The organism is Romboutsia hominis (assembly GCF_900002575.1).
GTDB lineage: Bacteria > Bacillota > Clostridia > Peptostreptococcales > Peptostreptococcaceae > Romboutsia_C > Romboutsia_C hominis.
The window spans coordinates 289,922-311,463 of the sequence record NZ_LN650648.1 but is presented as its reverse complement, the minus strand read 5'-3'; the positions used below and the strand labels follow the sequence as shown (position 1 = coordinate 311,463).

At 29.8% G+C, this 21,542-nt stretch carries 11 protein-coding genes and 1 riboswitch; of the genes, 2 read left to right on the top strand and 9 right to left on the bottom strand.

The features are described from left to right. Positions 1-404 precede the first annotated feature (404 nt). The 4 genes from FRIFI_RS01395 to FRIFI_RS01380 form a co-directional block, all read right to left on the bottom strand. Entirely contained in the window at positions 405-1,358 is a 954-nt protein-coding gene (locus FRIFI_RS01395; protein ID WP_166504798.1) for a TDT family transporter, read from the bottom strand. A gap of 18 nt (positions 1,359-1,376) precedes the next feature. Further along, the gene (locus FRIFI_RS01390; RefSeq protein WP_166504797.1) at positions 1,377-1,832 is read right to left on the bottom strand and encodes a C-GCAxxG-C-C family protein; all 456 of its coding nucleotides are present in this window, start codon (positions 1,830-1,832) and stop codon (positions 1,377-1,379) included. 266 nt (positions 1,833-2,098) lie between these two features. Beyond that, positions 2,099-4,600 (bottom strand): heavy metal translocating P-type ATPase, encoded by a 2,502-nt coding sequence (locus FRIFI_RS01385; RefSeq protein WP_176579599.1) that lies wholly within the window; start codon positions 4,598-4,600, stop codon positions 2,099-2,101. Positions 4,601-5,045: 445 nt separating this feature from the next. Then, positions 5,046-6,806 carry a 1-deoxy-D-xylulose-5-phosphate synthase gene (locus tag FRIFI_RS01380; RefSeq protein ID WP_166504796.1) on the bottom strand — a complete coding sequence of 587 codons (1,761 nt, stop codon included), beginning with the start codon at positions 6,804-6,806 and terminating at the stop codon, positions 5,046-5,048. Positions 6,807-6,976: 170 nt separating this feature from the next. Here FRIFI_RS01380 and FRIFI_RS01375 point away from each other — a divergent pair, with 170 nt between their 5' ends. Continuing rightward, positions 6,977-7,351 (top strand): MerR family transcriptional regulator, encoded by a 375-nt coding sequence (locus tag FRIFI_RS01375; protein ID WP_092922819.1) that lies wholly within the window; start codon positions 6,977-6,979, stop codon positions 7,349-7,351. Between the two features lie 136 nt (positions 7,352-7,487). On the opposite strand, the gene FRIFI_RS01370 is transcribed toward FRIFI_RS01375, so the two are convergent. The 5 genes from FRIFI_RS01370 to FRIFI_RS01350 all read right to left on the bottom strand — a co-directional run bounded on the left by FRIFI_RS01370 (position 7,488) and on the right by FRIFI_RS01350 (position 19,923). Next, positions 7,488-8,072, bottom strand: a complete 585-nt coding sequence (locus FRIFI_RS01370) for a helix-turn-helix domain-containing protein (protein WP_166504795.1) — start codon at positions 8,070-8,072, stop codon at positions 7,488-7,490. Between the two features lie 221 nt (positions 8,073-8,293). Then, entirely contained in the window at positions 8,294-10,063 is a 1,770-nt protein-coding gene (locus tag FRIFI_RS01365; RefSeq protein WP_166504794.1) for a glycoside hydrolase family 3 protein, read from the bottom strand. A gap of 56 nt (positions 10,064-10,119) precedes the next feature. Continuing rightward, positions 10,120-10,959: an HAD family hydrolase gene (locus tag FRIFI_RS01360; RefSeq protein WP_092922810.1), complete on the bottom strand. Its 840-nt coding sequence runs from the start codon at positions 10,957-10,959 to the stop codon at positions 10,120-10,122. A gap of 263 nt (positions 10,960-11,222) precedes the next feature. Then, positions 11,223-12,614, bottom strand: coding sequence for an MFS transporter (locus FRIFI_RS01355; RefSeq protein WP_166504793.1), 1,392 nt, complete (start codon positions 12,612-12,614; stop codon positions 11,223-11,225). Positions 12,615-13,527: 913 nt separating this feature from the next. Beyond that, on the bottom strand, positions 13,528-19,923 hold the full coding sequence (locus FRIFI_RS01350; protein WP_166504792.1) for an NPCBM/NEW2 domain-containing protein: 6,396 nt from the start codon (positions 19,921-19,923) through the stop codon (positions 13,528-13,530). 210 nt (positions 19,924-20,133) lie between these two features. Continuing rightward, positions 20,134-20,220, bottom strand: a riboswitch (cyclic di-GMP riboswitch). A 258-nt stretch (positions 20,221-20,478) separates the two neighbouring features. Between FRIFI_RS01350 and FRIFI_RS01345 the strand changes: the two genes are divergently transcribed. After that, complete coding sequence (locus FRIFI_RS01345; RefSeq protein WP_166504791.1) at positions 20,479-21,237, top strand: SagB/ThcOx family dehydrogenase; 759 nt, start codon at positions 20,479-20,481, stop codon at positions 21,235-21,237. Positions 21,238-21,542: the final 305 nt, after the last annotated feature.

Sequence of the window (21,542 nt, the reverse complement as noted above, 5' to 3'; positions counted from 1 at the left end):
CTTTAAGCCCCCCACTTTAATCCTATTTAAACTTTATTCAATTACTTAATTGTGTTCTTTTCAATCATATCACATAAATTATATATTATTTAATACTTAAAAACTAATATAATTTTTTTGTAAAATAAAAACCATATTGAATCTTTCATCAATATGGCCAATTATTACTTTATATAAATAAAATATATTTTATTTATATAAAGTAAACACTTGATTAAACTATAAAAATTCTATACTCTTAAATAAATCTTTATCACCTTAAATTTTTATAATATTAAATGTATTTTTTATTTATTTACTAACATAAAAATGACTATAAATAATCGTTTACTCAAAATCCACATTATACTCTTTTATATAAAATGGCATATAAAAAACAAGTGTAAAAATTACACTTGCTTTCTTTATACACTTAATCCTTTGTCATCTACTGTTTTAAATTTACTAAATAATAAACAAACAGCTTTAATTACTACATATGCTATAACTAAAGTAGCTACTACACACTGAACATATAATAATATTTCGCATATCCCTTGTAAATTTGAATTTTTATTTCCAAGATATTTTACATATCTTTGAGAAGCTATAACTCCTATAGATAATGGGAATGTCAATGGTGCTAAATGCGGAAGTGATTTTTCCCTTATAAGTTGTGGTAATAGTACATAACTATAAATAATAGATATGTAGGTTAATATTGCAAGAATATTTACAAGTATTTGATTTTCCATATTGCTAGTAGCTAAACAACCCGCTAAACATACACTAGCTGGAGCTGTAAATATCATTATTGTAGATTTTGCAGGCCCTTGTAATTTAGAATGTTTTTTTAGTCTGTAAATCATAATTGGTGTTATTATTGCAAACATAGCTAATGCATAGTAAAATACAATATCCGAAAGTAAAGGCATATTCATTGGACCGCTGGTAACGGCTCCTACTCCTATCCCTACACTAGGAATAAACCAACCTGGTATCATTTTATCTAATTTAAACTCTTTAAACATTTCTTTGAAGAAAAATATACTTATTATAAAATGTAGAGCTATTGCAAATACCCATGTTCCTTTTCCTATCACATGATTAAAATCATTAAAATAGACAGCTATAACCATAAGTGTCATACAGACAGTAGGATAAACACTTCCTAATACAGGGTGTTTTATTTCTTCTAAAACTACTTTTGGGTGCATAACATACTTTAAAAATATAAGTCCTAAACAAATTACTGAAAATAAAACTGCTATGTGTCTTACCCATAAAATATTAAATCCTGCAAAGGCAGTTCCCAATCCCATAAAACCTAATGATATAGCTGATAATGCTATTGGTATATTCTTAAAATTATCTTTCATAGTAACTGAATCCTTCGACTATTTATTTAATTTATTATCTTCCATTAAAGTTCTTGCTACATATTCGCAAACTTCACCAGTTATTTTTATACAATGTTGTCTTCTTTCTTCTGATACAAATTCAAAATTTCTAGTCATAACCCTACAACAAGTGCTTTTGTAAAGTTCTTTTATGTGGTCATGTAATCCAGATGAACGTTTAAACATATCCTCATTCATAGGCTCTCCATGTTTTCTACCATATACCATTCCTAGGGCCATTACTCCACCACTTACTGCTCCACATAAACATCCAGCTTTACCTATTCCTATAGGAAAACCTGATGCTAGTTTAGTTATATCATCACTAAAAGGATTACCTAAAGCGTCATTTATAGTTTTTACTACTGCTTCAGAACAGTAAAATTCTCCTCTTTCAAAGTATCCTTCGCCTATTTTTCTTATTTCTTTTGCTTTTTGTTCAATATTATTCATAATATCCCTCCTATTTTTTCTGGTTATTATTATAACATTGGAATTTTCCCACGTTAAATAGATATTTTCTATAATTAAGTACTTGAATATAGAAATAATACTTGAATAAGTTTTCCCTATAAAATATTTTTTAAAGTTTATGCATAAAAATGAGCTAGGTTTTACCCTAGCTCTTAAAATCTCTATATGTTTTTTATAATTTAATTTTATCATTATTCTTATAAAGGTTATAGTTTTTTTCATTAGTCTTTAAACTTAGAGAATCATTATTTATAAGCCCTAAATCCCTTAAGTCTAAGTGCATTAGTTATTACAGATACTGAACTTAAACTCATAGCTGCTGCTGCAAGCATTGGATTTAATAATGTTCCTCCAAACATATATAATACACCTGCTGCTACTGGAATTCCTACTGTGTTGTATGCAAATGCCCAGAATAGATTTTGTTTTATATTTTTTATAGTTTCTTTACTTAATTTTATAGCTGTTGGAACATCCATTAAGTCACTTCTCATTAAAACTATATCCGCAGATTCCATGGCTACATCTGTTCCACTTCCTATTGCTATACCTATATCTGCTTGTGCTAATGCTGGAGCATCATTTATTCCATCTCCTACCATTGCAACGAATTTACCTTGTTGTTGAAGTTTTTTAACTTCATTTGATTTATCTTGTGGTAAAACTTCTGCAAGTACTATATCTATTCCAACTTCTTTTGCTATTGCATCAGCAGTTTTTTTGTTGTCTCCTGTTACCATAGCAACTTTTATTCCCATGCTGTGAAGTTTATCTATTGCTCTTTTGCTACTTTCTTTAACTACATCGGCTACTGCTATTATTCCACCTAATTCATTTCCTAAAGCTATATACATAGGTGTTTTACCTTGCATTGCTAATTCATCTGATTTATTACTTAAATTTCCTAAGCTTATTTTTCTATCATCCATAAGCTTTTTATTTCCAAGTAATACATTTTTATTATCTATAGTTACCTCTATACCATGACCTGGTATAGCTTTGAATTTCTCTACTTTCATAAATCCAATATTTTTTTGTTCACCAAATCTTACTATGGCTTCTCCTAGTGGATGTTCTGAACCTTTTTCAGCACTTGCTGCTATTTTTAATAAATAATCTTTATCAATATTGTTAGTTACTACTATATCTGTAACTTTAGGTTTCCCTTCTGTTATTGTTCCTGTTTTATCAAATATTATAGTATCTATCTTATGTGCTAATTCTAATGCTTCTCCACCTTTGATTAATATACCATTTTCTGCACCTTTACCTGTACCTACCATAATCGCTGTAGGTGTTGCAAGTCCTAGTGCACATGGGCAAGCTATTACAAGTACTGATATAAATATTGTAAGTGCAAATTCTACACCTTTTCCTCCAACTGTAAACCAAAGTAATGCCGTTACTACAGCTATTGTTATAACTGTTGGTACAAAATATCCTGATACAGTATCTGCTAATTTTGCTATTGGTGCTTTTTTACCTTGTGCATCTTCAACTAATTTTATAATTTGAGATAAAGCTGTATCTGCTCCAACTTTTTCTGCTTTAAACTTTATACTACCGTTTTTATTTATACTTGCTCCTGTAACTTTATCTCCTACACTTTTCTCTACAGGTATACTTTCACCTGTAAGCATAGATTCATCTACAGAAGTATGTCCTTCTATTACTATACCATCTACTGGTATCTTACTTCCTGGTTTAACTATTATTACATCTCCAACTTCTACTTCTTCTATTGGAATTTCTATTTCTTTTCCACTTTTTATAACTATTGCTGTTTTAGGTTGAAGACCCATAAGTTTTTTTATAGCTTCACTTGTTTTTCCTTTTGATCTCGATTCTAAATATTTACCAAGTAATATTAGTGCTATTATTATACCTGCACTTTCATAATATAATTGGTGATGTTCATGTCCTGCTACCATATTTGTAGTAGCCATTTGGACTGTTGTATATAAACTATATAAAAATGCTGCTAATGTTCCTATTGCTACTAGTGAATCCATATTTGGACTTTTATTTATAAGTGCTTTAAATCCATTAGTGTAGAATTTATTTCCAGCTATCATTACTGGTATTACTAGTACTATTTGGATTAAAGCATAGTTTAGAGAATTTGTCATTGGGTTTATAATATCTGGAACTGGCCACGGTCCAATTGGACTTGGTACCATAGGTCCCATCGCTATATAAAATAGCGGTATTGAAAATCCTACTGCCACTAAAAACTTTATAAATAGTGTTTTCATTTCTTTTTCTTTTCTTAATTTATCTTCATCTACATTGTTTGATTTACTAGTTGTACTTTTTTCTAATACTTTATATCCTGCTTTTTCAATAGTATTTCTTATTGCGGTTAATTTTAGCTTAGATGAATCATAACTTATAGTTGCTTTTTCGGTAGCTACATTTACATTAATACTTTGTATTCCATCCAATTTATTGACTGCTCTCTCTATTGCTTTTGCACAAGAAGCGCAAGTCATACCACCTATTTTAAAATCTATTTTGCTATAACTAACATCTTCTAATAAATTGTAACCTGCCTTTTTTACTGCATTTTGCAATTCCTCAAAGCTAACCTTATTTTTATCATATTCTATGTTAATTTTTTCTGTAGCCATATTTACACTTTGGCTGACTACGCCATCTATTTTTTTGACAGCTCTTTCTGCAGCTTTACCACAGGCTGAACATGTCATTCCTGTTACTTTGTAACTTCTTTTTACTATATTATTCATGTTAAATCTCCTTTCATATTTTTTATAGACTTTATATATTTATAAGCCCTATTTTTTATTTCAGCCGCTTGAATACTATTTTCATTATACCCCCAGGGGGTATTAATATCTATAAGTATATCTCATTTTTTTTATTTGTCAATAATCTTTAAGAAAATAGAATATATTCTTAAAATAATTTTAATCAATTTAAATATACACTATACAATAGAAGTTAAATCTATCATTAAACTTCATATCAAATTGATATAAACCCTTATTTAAATTAAGGTGGTTCTTTGTTATACAGTACCTTATTTATACATAAATTATTTTTACATAAATAAAAACCATATTGATAAATTCATCAATATGGCTCTTAATAGTGAAAGCTACTCCTATTCTTACCTCTTAATATTCGCAATAATTAGGTTGATTATAATCTATCTATAATCAAATTTTAATCTTATTTAAGAGCATCCTTTATATCTGAAATTATTAACTCTTCAGTTAGGTGATAACGCTCATATAATTCTTTTAATGATACACTATCTGTAAATTCTTTTGATGCTCCAAAGTTTAATACTTTCATATCTTTATCCCCATAGAATCTCGATATCTTTTCACCAAATCCACCGTCAAGTATTCCATCTTCTAATGTTACTACTAATCTATGGTTATCCAATAGCTCAGTTAATAATTTTTCATCTATTCCACTTATGAATCTAGGATTTATTAATGTAGCATTTATTCCTGTTGATTCTTTTAGCATCTCTTGTACCCTATTTCCTAAATGGTAGAATGAGCCAAGTCCAATAATTGCTACTTCACTTCCTTCTTTAACTTTTTCATAAGTGTTTAAGTTATCAAAATTAGGTTCTACCTTAACACCTGTTGACACTACCTCCATATTAGGAACACGTATTGCAACTGGATGTCTATCTTGCTCTATTCCCCACTCCATCATTGCAATATATTCTTCTTTATTAGTTGGTGCAAGATATACTATGTTTGGTATATTAGATATAAGCGGTATATCAAATAATCCAAGATGTGTTACATCACTATCTGTTATTCCTCCCCAATAAACCATGATAAGTGCAGGATTATTATTTATAGCAAGATCTTGAGATAATTGGTCATAAGTTCTTTGTATAAATGAACTAACAAAAGATGCAACGGGTTTACCACCTTGTGATGCTATACCTGATGCAAGTGCTATTGCATGTTCCTCAGCTATTCCAACATCTATAAATTGATCTTTAAATTCATGTCTAAATGAACCTAAACCAACTGGCCCAGGAGTTGCAGCTGTTATTGCTACGATACTACTATCTTTTCTTGCCTTTTGTGATAAAAATTCGCCTGCAACCTCTGAATAAGATTCACCTGTACTTTTAAATCTTGGTTCTTTTGTTTCCAAATCAAATGGCATTACCCAATGGAAAGCTTCTTTATTTTCCTCTGAATCTTTATATCCCTTTCCTTTGATAGTATGCATATGAACTACCACTGGATGATTTGTGTCTTTAACTTTTGAGAATGTTTTAATTAAAGACTCAATATTATTTCCATCCTTAATATAATGATAATCAAATCCTAATGCTTTAAAGAAGTTATTTTCTGATTTTCCATTAGTGTTACGAAGTAAAGCTAAGTTTTGATAAAGACCTCCGTGGTTTTCAGCTATAGACATATCATTATCATTAACTACTATTATTATATTTTTTCCTGATGCTGCTGCATTATTTAATCCTTCGTAAGCTTGCCCACCACTTAAAGAACCATCACCTATAACTGCTATAATATTTTCATTACCACCTTTTAAATCACGAGCCTTTGCTAATCCACATGCTAAACTAACTGAAGTTGATGTATGTCCGATTGTAAAGAAGTCATGTTCACTTTCTTGAGGTGAAGTATATCCTGTAACACTGTTGTATTTATCAGGATTTATAAATGCATTTTTTCTTCCCGTCAAAATTTTATGTGTATATGATTGATGAGAAACATCATAAACTATCTTATCTATAGGTGAATTAAACACATAGTGTAGTGCTATAGTTGCTTCAACCATCCCTAAATTAGGACCAAAGTGGCCACCTGTTGTACTTACTTTTTTTATTAAAATTTCCCTTATTTCGTCAGCTAATACTTTTAAGTCATTACTACAAAGTCCTTTTAAATCTTTTGGTTCATCAATTTTATTTAAAACATTTAATATCATATTAATTCCTCCTAGATGCTAGTCTTTAAAGTAATTTTCGTTGTTTTAATAAGTATACCCCTTAGAGTAAACTCTAAGTCAATAAGTATTTTTTAGTTTATCTATTTTGATTTTGCTTACAATTAACTATAAAGGTATAATATATTATCATATATTTTAGGAGGCTATATATGTCATATACTATTAAAGAAGTAGCACAAAAATATAACTTGTCACCTCATACACTTCGATACTATGAAAAAGAAGGGTTACTCCCTTTTATTGAACGTAATGAACAAGGCAATAGAATATTTAAAGATACAGATTTGGAGTGGCTTAATCTAATATGCTGTTTAAGAAATACTCATATGCCTATTTCTAAAATTAAAGAATATGTTAATTTATGTATAGAAGGTCCAGATACCATATGCCAACGTGAAGATATACTTTTAAAACATAAAAAATATATCGAAGATGAGATAAAAAATTTTAATTCTTCTCTTAAAATTGTCAATAATAAGATAAACTTTTATATTAAAGAACAAAAATCTAACATATGTAAATAATTAAAATTTATATAGTATTTTTCTACTATTATTTTCTTATAAAAAAACCTACCATCAATAAATCGATAGTAGGTTTTATCTTTAAAATTAATATCTCTATATAAATATATTTGTTTTTTGGTAACTAATTTTTTCTCTATACTATTTGATAAAATAGTCCGTGTTCTTTACAATAAAAATATAATTTACCACGTCCATTTTGATTTAACCTAAACTGCATATTCCACTCTGGATATTGTTTTACAATCTGAACTCTATCTCCTTTTACATGTGCTACAAAAGAAATATAATGTTCCTTCTTCATTTCATGTTCTGATGTAATAAATAACTCATTTTCTATATTTTCTACATTAAGTCTATGTCCATCTTCTGCTTTTTTTGCAATTGATGGTTCTATTTTCTTACCACAACAAGATATAGATGCTTCACCTGTTGTTGTTATTAAATTTCCACATTTATCACATATATAAAATCTTATATTTTTCATATTTCCTCCCTCTAATTCATTTAAATTTATTTCTCCTGATAGAATCCCTTCTATACTTACACCAAATATATCTGATAATTTTAAAAGTAAAGAAATGTCAGGGCAACCTAATCCTCGCTCCCATTTACTTATTGTTTTATCACTTATATTCATTAATTCGGCAACTTGTTTTTGTGTCATGTTTTTTTCTTTTCTTAGTTCATATATTAATTTGCCAACTTTCTTACAATCCATCAGTTTCACCTCTTGTTAATAATTTAAACTATTAGAGAAAATCTTTCAATAAACTAATCGTAGAGTTTATATTATGTTTTTCTTTTTATATTAATTATTTTACATCATTTAACTATATCCATTAGTCATTTAAAAAAAGTTTTGTAATATATTAAAAATAGTTGTAGTTAAATACAATATTTAACTACAACTATTAGTATTTGATTATTTATATTTATAAATTAATATTGTGTATCTAATAATCCACAGTACGCATCTACTGAGCTTACACCGACAAATTCTGATCTACCTAACATCTTTTCAACTAATGCTTTTATAGTGTATTCTTTATTATCATAAGTGTTTATATAAGTTTTTACTTGAGGTACATCAGCTAAATGGAATGGACATTGTACTGACACAAATATTGTTGGTATTTCATTTACATAAAATGGTATATCAGGAGTACCTTTGCTCATTGGCCATTGTATACGTTGGTCTGTTCCTGGTCCAATATCTGCTATGTTTATTATTAAATCATATTTGCTAGTTAACTCAGATATAGGACGCTTTCCTGAGTAAATATCCATCATTGATTTCATCATCTCTTCTGGTGGTAACTTCATTGCTTTTTCCATTGGAGATTCATATATTTCAACTACAAATCCTTCTGCTTCTAATAACTCTTTCATTAACTCGATTGCATTTTTACCTTTTCCACCCATCATAGCCATTAGTTTTCCAAATCCACCGTCATGACCTTTAGGCTCTACAAGTAATACGCGTTTTTGATTTTCTGGAGATATAGGGAATATATCTTCTTTATTCTTAACTAATGTTATAGCTTTATCTGCTATTTCTAAAGCAGGTATTTTATTTTCTTCTAATCCTATTTTAGCCATAGCTTCTTCTTTTGGTTGTAGTATTTCTGTTTTAGCTTTTTTATGTAATCCTAAAGCAGCTTTTAATCCTAATATACGAGTTAATGCTTCTTCAAGACGCTCATCAGTTATTATTCCATTCTTATAACCATCCATCATCCACTTGAAGTCCTCATCTGGATCATTGAAGAATAGGAATAAATCACTACCTGCCGCTATAGCTGTTGGTAACATTTCACTACGCTTCATTGCCGATGTCATAGCTACCATATGGCTTGCATCTGTTACTATTACTCCATTGAATCCCATTTTTTTACGTAATAAATCTGTTAATATATATTTACTTAATGTGGCTGGCATAGTTAATTCTTCAATAGTTGCTTCTGGATTAAAGTAACGTACATATTCAGGTAAAGCTATATGTCCTGCCATTATTGATGGAAGACCTGCATCTATTAATCCTCCGTATACCTTTCCAAATGTAGCATCCCATTCGTCTACTGAAAGCCAGTTTGGAGCAAATGATAAATGTTGATCACGTTCATCAATTCCATCTCCAGGGAAATGCTTCGCCGCAGGCATAATACCACTTTCCATTATTCCTCTCATGTACTCTAAAGAAAATTCTAATACTTGCTCTGCACTAGATGAATAACAACGAGAAGATATTATTGGATTTCTCCAGTTTCTATTTATATCAACTACTGGTGCAAAGCTCCAGTTACATCCTATTGCTGCTGCTTCCACACCAGAAACACGCCCCATTTCATAAGCATATTTAGGGTCATTTGTTGCTCCTATCTTAACTTGGCTTCCTACATATGTCCCATCTGTACATGCTCCATTACCACCATTTTCAGTATTTGCAGCTATTAATAGTGGTATTTTACTATTTTCTTGTAATATTTTATTTTGATCATATACATCTTCAGCTTTACCTGGATTGTATCTAACTGCCCCTATATGATAATTATTTAAAACACCTTTTAAGTATTGTTCATCACGGCTTGCACCCATATTTACAAATAGTTGACCTATTTTTTCTTCTATCGTCATATTTGCAATTGTGTCTTTTACCCATTGTATAGATTGTTCATCAAGATTATAAGGTTTTGATTTTAAATTTAACATATAATTATTCCCCCTATTGTATTTATTATGGATGTTTTTTATTACAAATATTTTTATTATTTTAATGAATCATTAAATTCCTTTATTAGTTGATTTTGATAAGCTTCATCAAATGTACCATTCATTAATTTAGGAACTACTTCATTTACTAATCTTTTCCAAGAATAACCTTCCTTATTTACTAATATAGGATAGAAATTTACATTATTATTTTTAGCAGCTTGTAAATCTCCTGGTGCATCTCCTACCATTAATATTTTCTTCTCATCATATCCTTTTTTCTTAAGCTCAGATATACAATATTGTTTTGTTCCAGCTTCTTGCCCTAGTAGTGCTTTAAGATGCCTAACAAAATTATGTCTATTCCACTCATCATCTAAAGCTTCTCCATTTGCTGATGATACTACTGCAACATCTACTAACTTAGATAATGTTTCTAATCCTTCTTTTACATTTTCAAATGGTTCATCACCCTTTGGTAATTGTTCTATAGATTTGTTTACATTTAAAGACCATTCATATGCCATTTTTAAGGCCTTACTATTAGTCTTTTCTATTTCTCTTTCTAAGGATTTGTTTGATAATTCATTTGTAGTCTCAACCCAATTTACAAGGCTATCAAGGTCATCTATTTCTATACCTTCGTTGCTTATGATTTTAAAGGTTTCAGCTAAACCTTTAAATCTATTTATACCCCTAGTTTTTGTATAAAGATTTATGTCATACCAAAGGTTTAATATATAATCTTCTTTTTCATATAAGTTCCATGTTTTTATCATCTCTGGTGCAAAACATCTTCTATGCTTTATTTCCATAGTATTCATTGCACATCCATCAGAGTCAATACATATTAAAAATTCTTGTGTCTTTTCATACTTATCAAATATATTCGCCATAATATCCTCCATTAGTAAGCAATTATATAGCTCTTTCCTTTATACTAGTATACTAACATACGCAATAATTAAAGGCAATCGTTTTTCAATTCATTTCTACAAAAATTTTGCTTTTTAAAGTTAATAAAAAATAAATTGATAAAATTCTAATACCTAATATAATTTAGCCTATAAACTATAAGCCCTTGTACATACAAGGGCTAATTAAGTATTTATATCTGTTTTGCTTAATTTTCTTATAATTTTATAGTAATTTCCTATATTTATCCCCTTCTAAGTTCTAACTCCTTTGTCATTTCTGCTAATTTAGTTTTTGATAAGTTATACACAAATGTCATAGCTATAGTTGAAATTAAAGCTGATACGAAAGGTAGTATTGTTATTATGTATTTTATCCCTTGAGCAACTTCTGGTGTTTGTGTTGCTACCCCTGCTTTGTATCCAATGAAAGTAAGCGCAAATCCACCTATTCCACCAGCTATAGCTTGACCTAGCTTTCTAACTAAAGAGTAAGATGCATAAACAATACCTTCTTCTCTCTTACCAGTTATATATTCTTGATAATCTATTGCATCACCTACTAATGCCCAAATTAATACATTGAAGAATCCAGTTCCTATAGATGCTATAAAGTTTATAGCCATATACACATATGGACTTTTTATAGGCATTAAGAATAATGCTAAGTTTGCTGCTACAGCAATTAACATAGTTCCTACTGAAAGCTCCTTCTTTCCAAACTTATTAACAAGTGGTGATAAGAATGGTAATATTAAAAATGATGAAATCATTCCAATTACACCACCAAGAGATATTAGTTCTGGTGCTTTAAAATAATCTTTATATAAGTATGGTGTTAAAGCATTAACTGCCATCATAGATGCTAACATACCAAATGAAGCTAACATTAACCCTATTAAAGCTCTATTACTTAGTAAAGTTTTAACTGTTTTTATAAAACTTGACTTTTCTTTTGTTTCTTGAACTTTATGCTTAACACGCTCTGTTGTTAATTTAAATGCCCCAAAATAACATAAATTAGAAAATACTACAAAGACAGCCGAAGCTTTCATAAACCCACCTGCTGTGGCTACACCATCACTAAATACTAATTTAGGTACTATAATCATTATTGCTAAATTTGCAATTAGTGCACCTACTGATCTAAATGTAGATAAAGATGTTCTTTCCACTGGGTCTGTTGTCATTACTGATGCCAATGACCCATAAGGTATGTTTATAGCTGTATAACACATACCAAAACCTATGTAAGTTATATATGCATATACTAACTTTAAGTTATCTGGTATACCAGGTATAGCTGTAAATGTTAAAAATCCCATAATCGTTACAGGCAACGCGGCGTATAATAAGTACGGTCTAAATTTACCATTTTTGCCAACTTTTCTTCTATCTATAAAAGTCCCCATCATTGGATCATTTATTGCATCCCATATTCTAGCAATTACTAACATAGTTCCTACTGCCCCCGCAGTTATTCCTAACACATCTGTATAGAATAGCATTAAATATCCACTTACAAATTGGAAGAATAAGTCATTTCCTAAATCCCCTAACATATATCCTATCTTGTCTTGCAGACCAAAAGGTTTTACTACATCCTGCTTTAGAACTTTTTCTGTTGATATTTCCATTTCCCCACTCCTTAGAACATATTATTATTCTTTTTTCCTTATGATATTTCAAATTTTTCACTTTATTTTATACTAGTATACCAACTTCCCCCCAAAGTTAAAATATCGTTTTCTTAATTATTGATGATTGCTAAGCGCAATTTAGTATATAATCTGAAATATCTGATTTGGACTTAGTCATTATCCATATAATTTCCTTTGTTATTTTTTTATCTATCCAAGCCCTTCTTCTTTATACTAGTATACTAACACACTTTTTGTTTTCTTAGCAACCGTTTTCTAGAAATTTATCAATTTTTGTCATTAATTTTTAATTTAAATATTTTATAGCACTCTGATATTAATTATTTATTTAATTATTCACCCCATATATTCAAAGCAACCCCCTTAATGTGGTGTGCCTTTTTCATAAAACTATTTGAAAATAAATTTCTAATAATTTCTTCATTTTTTTCGGTTATAAAAATTTAAATACTTCCCATTTGCTAGTATTTCATCAGTAGTATTTAAAGTAAGCAAATCTAGAGCAATTTGATGACAATTATGAAATACAACTACCTTTTCACCACCATAGAGTGCATTATAAAGTTCTGATAAAAATAAATTATCTGCATCTTTTTAAAGTTTATATTTTGAAATATTTATTGAATATGCTCCTTTTTCTTTTATTATTTTTTGATCTTTTAAAATTTAGTTATTAATTTTACTTATACGTGTCTACCAAAACTCTTAGGTCGCGTTATAAATATAGTATTGTTTACATTGTATCTTTTTCTATATTCAAATGGTCTTTTAAAAACAATTACTAGCTTAGATAAATCAATATGTTTAATAAAATATAAAAAAATCACTGCCTATTAAAAATAAGCAGTGATTTTTCTATAGTTAAAAAAGTAATATTTTGAATACTTTTTTAATTTATATTGAATAAATATATCATTATGCCATCAAAATCTTCGTCTTCAAATAATACATGAACACCATATAAACCTTTAGGTAAACCTTCTATACTTATAACAGACTCATCTTTAGCATCTTGTTCTATTACTGTATTACCATCTTTATCTACAAGTTTAACAGTTTTAGCTACATTTTTTCCTTCTCTGTTATATGCTTTAGAGTCAACTACAACTTTACCATTAGATGGAGTTAATTCTCCTACTGCAATAATTTGCTCTTTTGCATCTAATGTTTTAAGTTTTTTTAGATTTGCTAATGGTCTTAAATCTTTAACTTCATTATAGCTCATTTCTAGAGTCTCTAAGTTTCTAGCATGCTCTATACCTGTTAAATCGACAACACCAGATAACCTTAAAGTAGTTAAACTACGCATATCACCTAAAGTTATATTTCCGGTTTTTCCCAATTGATTTTGTATAGATTTAACTAAATATTTATCTGGAATATTAACAACTTCCTGTAGATTTATTTCTATTAAACCTTTTACATTATCTTGAAGTTCTTTTGTCATAGCGTCTATAGATTCTTGATTTGGTTTCTCTTCTGTTAATAATGCTTCAGCTTTAGCTATACTGTCTGCTAAAACTTGATAACTTTTGTCTGTATAATTATCCTTATCCAACTTCTTAGCTTCTTCTAATGCAGTAGTTAATTCTTCAGTATAAACTCTTTCAGTATTAACATAATGTAACTTAGCATCTCCCCAAGTAGCATGATCAGAACCTATTCCGTTTCCACCATCTTTAGCTATTAGTTTAAGTTCTTTAGCTCCTGCTAAGTCTACATCCACAAACTTTTGTGAATCTCTAGAATTCATTAAACCACTATCATAAACTTTTTCACCATCTACATACACTTCAAATTGTACACTACCTACTGAACCATACATAGCACGGTCTACTCCTACAAATGCACTAAATAAGTCTACATTTTTATCTGTTAAATCATATACTATTGTAGAGTTTGCATGAGTCCCAATTCCTTTATCATATACAACCTCTTGACCATCTTCTCCAGTAAGTTTTAACTTATTTCCACTTACTGCGTTGTCTTTCCTAACACTTTGCCAGCCTGAATTTGCAGACTTCCAATCAAAGTCACTCAAGTATTTAAAGTCTTCCATGTTTATTACATTTATAACTCTACTCTTCTCTACCTTATTGCCGTCTTTATCTGTTACACTATAAGTTATAGTATAGTTACCAACTCTATTAAAGTTAACTTTGTCTTGTCCAGTCACGACTACATTACCAGTTATGTCACCGTCTTCGGCATCTGTAGCTTTGTAAGTTCCAACTATGTCTTCTAAAGTTTGACCAACTTTAACAGTTTGAGACTTAGGTATAGTTAACTCAGGTTTAGCATTATTAGTTGTTAATTTAGGTTCTACAAATATACCGTGGTCTGAAGTATTTCCGTTTCCACCATTGTTAACTTCTAATCTAAGTTCTTTAACTCCTTTTACAGGAACATTTATATACTGCATATTATCCTCATGCTTTAATACTTTAGTTGTTGCTAAAGTCTTTCCATCGCCTACAATCTTGAAAGTTATACTTGAATTATTTTGAGCTTCTAAGTTCATGTCTACTCCAACTTTAACCTCAAAGTTATCATAGTTATGCTCACCTAAATCATAAACAACATTTCCGTTAGCATGTAATCTTATTCCCTTATCGTAGTCTTTAATCTCTCCTAAAATTCTTCCCTTTATAGAGTTATTACGTGATGGTTTACCCCAATCGGTATGTTCACTCTTCCACTCACTATCTGATAAGTAATCATATTTACTAACAACATTAACGTTCATTGTTTCTTTAGAAATTGCATCATTATCAGTTACCTCATAAGTTACTGTGTAGTTACCCTTCTTAGTAGTATCCACATCACTTGTGACCTTAATGTCTTTCAATTTATTACCATTGTAATCAGTTGCCTTAACATAATCTAAAGCATTGAAATTTTCACCTAAAGCTAATGTCAACCCTCCGACTGTTTCTAATATAGGTTGATGTGCCTTAACGCCTACACCTTCAGAAGGATTTAATTGAGTATCGTAAGCAACTACTTTATACTCGTGATTAGTACCTGGATTTATGTTAGTGTCAATGAAAGTATCTTTAGTAGTAAATCCTATCACTTTACCATCCCTAATTATCTCATATCCAAGAAGACTATTAGCATTGGTTTTATCTATTGATATATCTAATTTAACAGAAGTCTCTTGTGTCTTAACTTTAACTTTACAATCTACCTCGTTATTGAAACCTTCACCTTTGTTCAGATACTTATTATCATTTATATACCATAACTTCTTATCTGGCTTTTTGTACTGAGCCATATGCTTAGCAGTCTCTTCATTAACGTAGAAACCATGTCTAGCAAAATGTTCTTTTAAGTCTAATTGAAGAACATCTGATGCAACAACTGCCCAAGCTTCATGCTTGTTATTCCAGTCACCACCACCTATGTTTCTCTCTCTAAATTGTTGCTCAAAACGAGGCCAGAATGTATTATCATATAGTTGTAATTGCCATAATGGTGCCATATGAGTTAATGAACTAGTGTCACTTGCAGGGTACCACTCATTGTTAGAATAATCTTCTTTACTTACTTTAGGGAATATTTTACTCTCCCATAAGTTTTGTTGAGATATCTTACTAGCTTCACCTTTAATCATTTGGAAATGAAGAGGTAAAATATTATTAGTTATCTCAGGCATTGCTCTATTATTTGTATCAAGGTTGTGTCCTAATTCATGCATGAATCCCCAGCCAGTGTCAACGTTTAGAGCTCCACCTTGTTGTCCTTGGTTGTATCCAGTTATACCGTTTCCTGCATTCATGAATACTCCACCACTTAAGTTCTTAAGCATAGTTACATATCTAAAGTTGAAGTCCGAATGTATATCTTTAGAACCATCAAATCCCCAGAACTTCATTGCTTCCTTTATTACTTCGTCAGATCTATCTGCTGTATAACTAGGTACTTTATTATTTTCTGTATACCAATCTAAAGCATACGTTGCTCTAACGTTTACTAAAGCTTTATCTCCTAATACTTCGAATACATCAGGTAGTTTAGGATCTTTCTTTAACTTCTCAGTATATTCACGTAACTCATTTATTACCTGTTCATCATTATCTACACCTTTTACGAATTGAGGATAACTTACACCACCTATTATTCTTATCTTAGGCTTTCTTGCTTGTTGCTCTGGAGTATAAGGATTTGAAGCATATAATACTCCTGCTTTAGCAGTCCCTGGTCTTATATCATTTACTTCGACCTCAGGTATTGTAATTTCGTTCTTACCTCTAGTTAATCTTATATCTGCTAAACCGTTATGTCTACTATCCATTTGTTTAAATACTAAGTTAGGTACTGGGTCGCCTGGTTCTGTATCAACATACACAGTTATCTTTTCACCTGACTTAACTGCTAAACCTGTAGGTTGCCAATCTCTGAAATTCCATACCTTTCTCTTTTGACTTTCCTTTATAGCGTCTCCTCTGCTTTCTAATTCATAAACATGACCTTTATTCTTATCAGGAGATTTAATTAAATCTTTAGCCATGTCTATACTTTCCATAAGTTCTACTTTTAATGGGTGTGTTTTAACTTCTTTCTCTAAAGCTTCAATAGCTTCTAATGAATTGAATTCTGGGTTTAACTCATTCTTTAATTCATTTGTAAATAAGTTATTAACTTTATCTGAAACTATATCTCTCTTAAAGAACATTATTTCGTTTAGTGTAGCCCAGTTTTGGTTACTTTTAACCCACTTTAATTTCATTCTCTTAAATGTTGTAGGTTTGAATTTAGCTTCAACTAAACCAGAAGTACTGTCTGCTCTACCTGTAGCCACTAATTGGAAGTTATCACCTTTAGTAGCGTTAGAACCATATATCTCGAATTCCTCTAAAAATCCTTTTCTATCTGACTGTCTAGCACCATAAGCTATTCTGTCTACAGTTATAGGTTGTTTGAATTCTATAGTTACTTCATTAGACCATTCTTTATCGTTTCCTCTATTAGTCTCCCAGTAAGTGTCTACATTACCATCAACCGCGTTATTTATATGCTGTTGTAGATATTGCCCTGCATTATTACTTATACTCTTTATATTCTCGTAAGGTATTCTAAATTGTTTTACATACTCCGCATTATCCAGATGATTAAACTTCTTACTTGTAGCAACAGAACTCTCTACCTTGCCTTGTTCTATTAGAACTCTTGCATTGTATAAGTCCTCTTTAAAGTCTTCAAAGAATGGGTGTGTACTACATTCGTTCTCTAAAGCTTTTAATTTATCAACTGTATCAAACTCTTCACTTACTTTAGACATAGTATCATCAGTGAATAACCTTTGTATTTTATCTAGAGTTTGGTCTTGTTTATATAATCCGAACTCTGACGCTAAAGCCCAACCTTCATATCCTTGCTTATAAACAAACTTAACTCTTCTAGCTTGAGTTGGATTAAACTTTATAGATATAGAGTCTCCAGTTCTTGAAGCACTACCACTAGTTACTTTAGTAAATGTGTCTCCTTCACTAGTCTTAGAAGTATAGATATCGAACTTCTCTGCGAAACCTCTATCTCTCGGAGAATAATATACTATTCTATCTAAAGTTCTTATTTGGTCTAAAGTCATTATAACTTCGTTTGTATGAGTTTCGCTATTTCTAGCATCAGAATGCCAATTAGTGTTAGGATCACCATCTATAGCTTTATCTATAGTTTGATTTGACCAATGTCTACCGTTAGTAGTTATATTCTTTATATGACTATTATCTATCTTATAAGTCTTATCATACTCTGCTAACTCTGGAGTTCCAAAAGCTTTAAACTTCGAAACTTTAGCATCTGCATAAGTTACCTCGTTACCTTCTAATACAAGTTTAGCATCATCTAAATCTTCTTTGAACTTACTGTATAAAGGATGTGCCTTCGCTTCATTCTCTAAAGCAGTAAGTTTCTCTAAAGTCCCAAAATCAGGGTTTACTGTATTCTTATTACTGTCTGTAAATAGTTTATCCATTTTCTCTGATAAAGCATCTTCTTTATAGAACCTAGCTTCTGATATGAATGGTCTATTTTCATGGCACTCTTTAAATACAAACTTCAGTCTCTTAAAGTTTGTTGGGTTAAATTTAAATTGCATGAAGTCTTTAGTAACTTCTGCAGTACCGCTAGAAACTAATTTGAATGTATCCCCTTGAGAAGTTTCTGAAGCATATATTTCATACTTAGTAGGAAATCCTTTTTGATTTCCGCTTCTAGGTAATAATGCTATTCTATCAAGTTGTTCTATTTCATCAAAAGTGAATACCACTTCATTAGTGAAACCATTACCATTGCTTCTGTTTGTTTCCCAATGTGTATTAGGGTCACCATCATACATATATTCTATTTTTGTTGTAGAGTAAGTTCCACCATTTACTTGTGTATTAACGATGTGGTCTTTACCTAACATAAACTTGTCATCATAAGCTTTTTGGTTTTCAGTTCCATACCCTAATAACTTAGATACTTTAGTTTCAATAAAGTTAACCTCTTTGTTCTCTAGAACAAGTCTTGCATTATCTATATATTCTTTAAAGCTATCGCGGAATGGATGTCCTTCAGTTTCTTTCTCTAAAGTGTTTAATGCTTCAGGAGTTGCAAACTCTTTACTTACTTCATTCATGTTTGCATTAGTAAATAATCTTTCCATCTTATCTAGAATTCTATCCTCTTTATAGAACCAAAACTCTGCGGCACTTGCCCACTCGTCATGTGCTTCTACGAATTTGAATTTAACTCTCTTTGCTCTTACAGTATCAAATTTAAATTCAACCATTCCACCTGTAACTTTACTTCCTTCTATTTTTCCTGCTAGTTTAAAATCTTCACCTATTTCACTCTCTGAAACATATATCTCTGCACTAGTAGGATATCCTTTACCTTTAGCCCCGTCTTGTCTTGTAGCATAAGCTAATCTATTTATCTCGGCTATATCTTTAAACTCCACAATTACTTCATTTTTAAATTCATTTGTATTTCTAGTGTATGTTTCCCAATGTGTATTAAGTTTTCCATCTATAGCATTTTCTATCTTAGTTCCTGGGTAACTTCTTCCATTGTTTGTTATAGACTGTATCTCAACTCTATAAAGTTCATTATACTTAGCGAAGTTAGGATTGTTCTTAATTTTAAAATCACTAACTGTCATACTTTTAGAAACTTGTTCCTCTATCGCTAATGCTTTTTCCTTTATTACTTCGTTAGCAAAAACATTTAAAGCAGGTGTGCTGTTTGTTGCTATAACAGATATGGCCAATATTGATGCTATCTTTTTCTTCATAATATTCTCCCTCTTATATTATATGAATTTACAATAACTAAATATTTTACCCCAAATTTCAAAATATAGTCTTGCTATAGAGCTATAGTTGTTTTTATTAAATAAAAAACTACCCTTTATAAAGGGTAGTTGCCATCTAAAGTAAACATTATAAAACAATCTTACAATTATATCATAAGATAACTCTATAAAAACAAAGAATATCAATTCTTTGGCAACTGGCTGGCATAGTCTAATTTTACCTTAGCCCCTTTAGCTTTGCGTCGCTAGATTTCTCTAGGTTTGCTAATATGTAATTTTTAGTCATCTATATTAATTATACATAATTTTTTATAAATTAAAATAGTTTTTTTTAATTTAAAATAATTTTAATATATTTTTGAATATATTCTATTAAAGCAAATATTAATTATTACTACACAAAAATATTTATTAATTTTTATCTGTAATTAAGCTTCTGATATGAAATTTTTACCATTTAGGCTTTTTCCACTTATATTTATATATATGGTATAATAAGTGTAAAAATTTATACATTTTAATAAGGAGACATCTATGGATAAAATTGCACAAAACAGAGAATTTTTCAAAGCTGATTTTGAAATACTAAAACAGATAAAAACGGATAAACAAAAAGGAATACCCGCTCCTTCTTTCCAAAAAGAATATGATTCAAATTCTAATTTAATAGAGTTACCTCCTGTAAGCAAAGACATTTTAGTTAAACCTAACGTACTAGATTGTATAAATGATAGAAGAAGTATAAGAAAATATAGTGATGAAAAAATAAATTTATCTGAACTTTCGTATTTACTATGGGCTACTCAAGGAATCCAAACTGTAAAAGATAAATTTAGTGCCTTAAGAACTGTACCTTCTGCTGGTTGCACTCACCCATTTGAAACATATTTAATAATAAATAATGTTGATGGTTTAAAGAGTGGAGTTTACAGATATTTACCTTTAGAACATAAACTTTTATTTATAAAGACTTTAAGCAATATAGATGATGAAATAGATAAAGCAACTCCAAACCAACCTTTTGTTCAAGGTTTCGTATCTAAAAGTGCCGTTGTGTTTGCTTGGAGTTGTATTCCATATAGAAGTGAACATAGATTTAGTATAACTGCTCATAAGAAAATACTTATAGATATTGGACATGTTTGCCAGAATCTTTACATAGCATCAGAATCTCTTAATTACGGGACTTGTGCTATCGGAATATATGATCAGGATATAATTGATAATATGTTAGATTTAGATGGAGAAAATGAGTTTGTAATTTATATGGCTTGTTTAGGTAAAAAACTTTAATAAATTAGCTTAATTATTAATATAATTGTATTACTTTAAAGTAAAAATCTCAAAAATATCTTAAATTAAGATACTTTTTGAGATTTTTTAATTTTAATATTTTTAAATAAAGTATAGTATAAAGTACTTTATTTTGATATTTGACTTAATATATATGAGGTTACTTCATCAGGAGAAATATTTAAAATAATCGCAAATTATTCATTTAATAATCTTTCTGCTTCTTTCATAATATTATTATCTCCTTTAGAAATTATATTTCTCATTGAAATTTTATTATTATGTTATTAGAATAACCAGAATTT

What these genes read in the sequence shown, in the direction of transcription:
- FRIFI_RS01370 (WP_166504795.1), bottom strand. Translation starts at nt 8,072, where the DNA reads ATGGATTGTAAGAAAGTTGGCAAATTAATATATGAACTAAGAAAAGAA.
- FRIFI_RS01350 (WP_166504792.1), bottom strand. Translation starts at nt 19,923, where the DNA reads ATGAAGAAAAAGATAGCATCAATATTGGCCATATCTGTTATAGCAACA.
- FRIFI_RS01355 (WP_166504793.1), bottom strand. Translation starts at nt 12,614, where the DNA reads ATGGAAATATCAACAGAAAAAGTTCTAAAGCAGGATGTAGTAAAACCT.
- FRIFI_RS01365 (WP_166504794.1), bottom strand. Translation starts at nt 10,063, where the DNA reads ATGTTAAATTTAAAATCAAAACCTTATAATCTTGATGAACAATCTATA.
- FRIFI_RS01360 (WP_092922810.1), bottom strand. Translation starts at nt 10,959, where the DNA reads ATGGCGAATATATTTGATAAGTATGAAAAGACACAAGAATTTTTAATA.
- FRIFI_RS01375 (WP_092922819.1), top strand. Translation starts at nt 6,977, where the DNA reads ATGTCATATACTATTAAAGAAGTAGCACAAAAATATAACTTGTCACCT.
- FRIFI_RS01380 (WP_166504796.1), bottom strand. Translation starts at nt 6,806, where the DNA reads ATGATATTAAATGTTTTAAATAAAATTGATGAACCAAAAGATTTAAAA.
- FRIFI_RS01390 (WP_166504797.1), bottom strand. Translation starts at nt 1,832, where the DNA reads ATGAATAATATTGAACAAAAAGCAAAAGAAATAAGAAAAATAGGCGAA.
- FRIFI_RS01385 (WP_176579599.1), bottom strand. Translation starts at nt 4,600, where the DNA reads ATGAATAATATAGTAAAAAGAAGTTACAAAGTAACAGGAATGACATGT.
- FRIFI_RS01395 (WP_166504798.1), bottom strand. Translation starts at nt 1,358, where the DNA reads ATGAAAGATAATTTTAAGAATATACCAATAGCATTATCAGCTATATCA.
- FRIFI_RS01345 (WP_166504791.1), top strand. Translation starts at nt 20,479, where the DNA reads ATGGATAAAATTGCACAAAACAGAGAATTTTTCAAAGCTGATTTTGAA.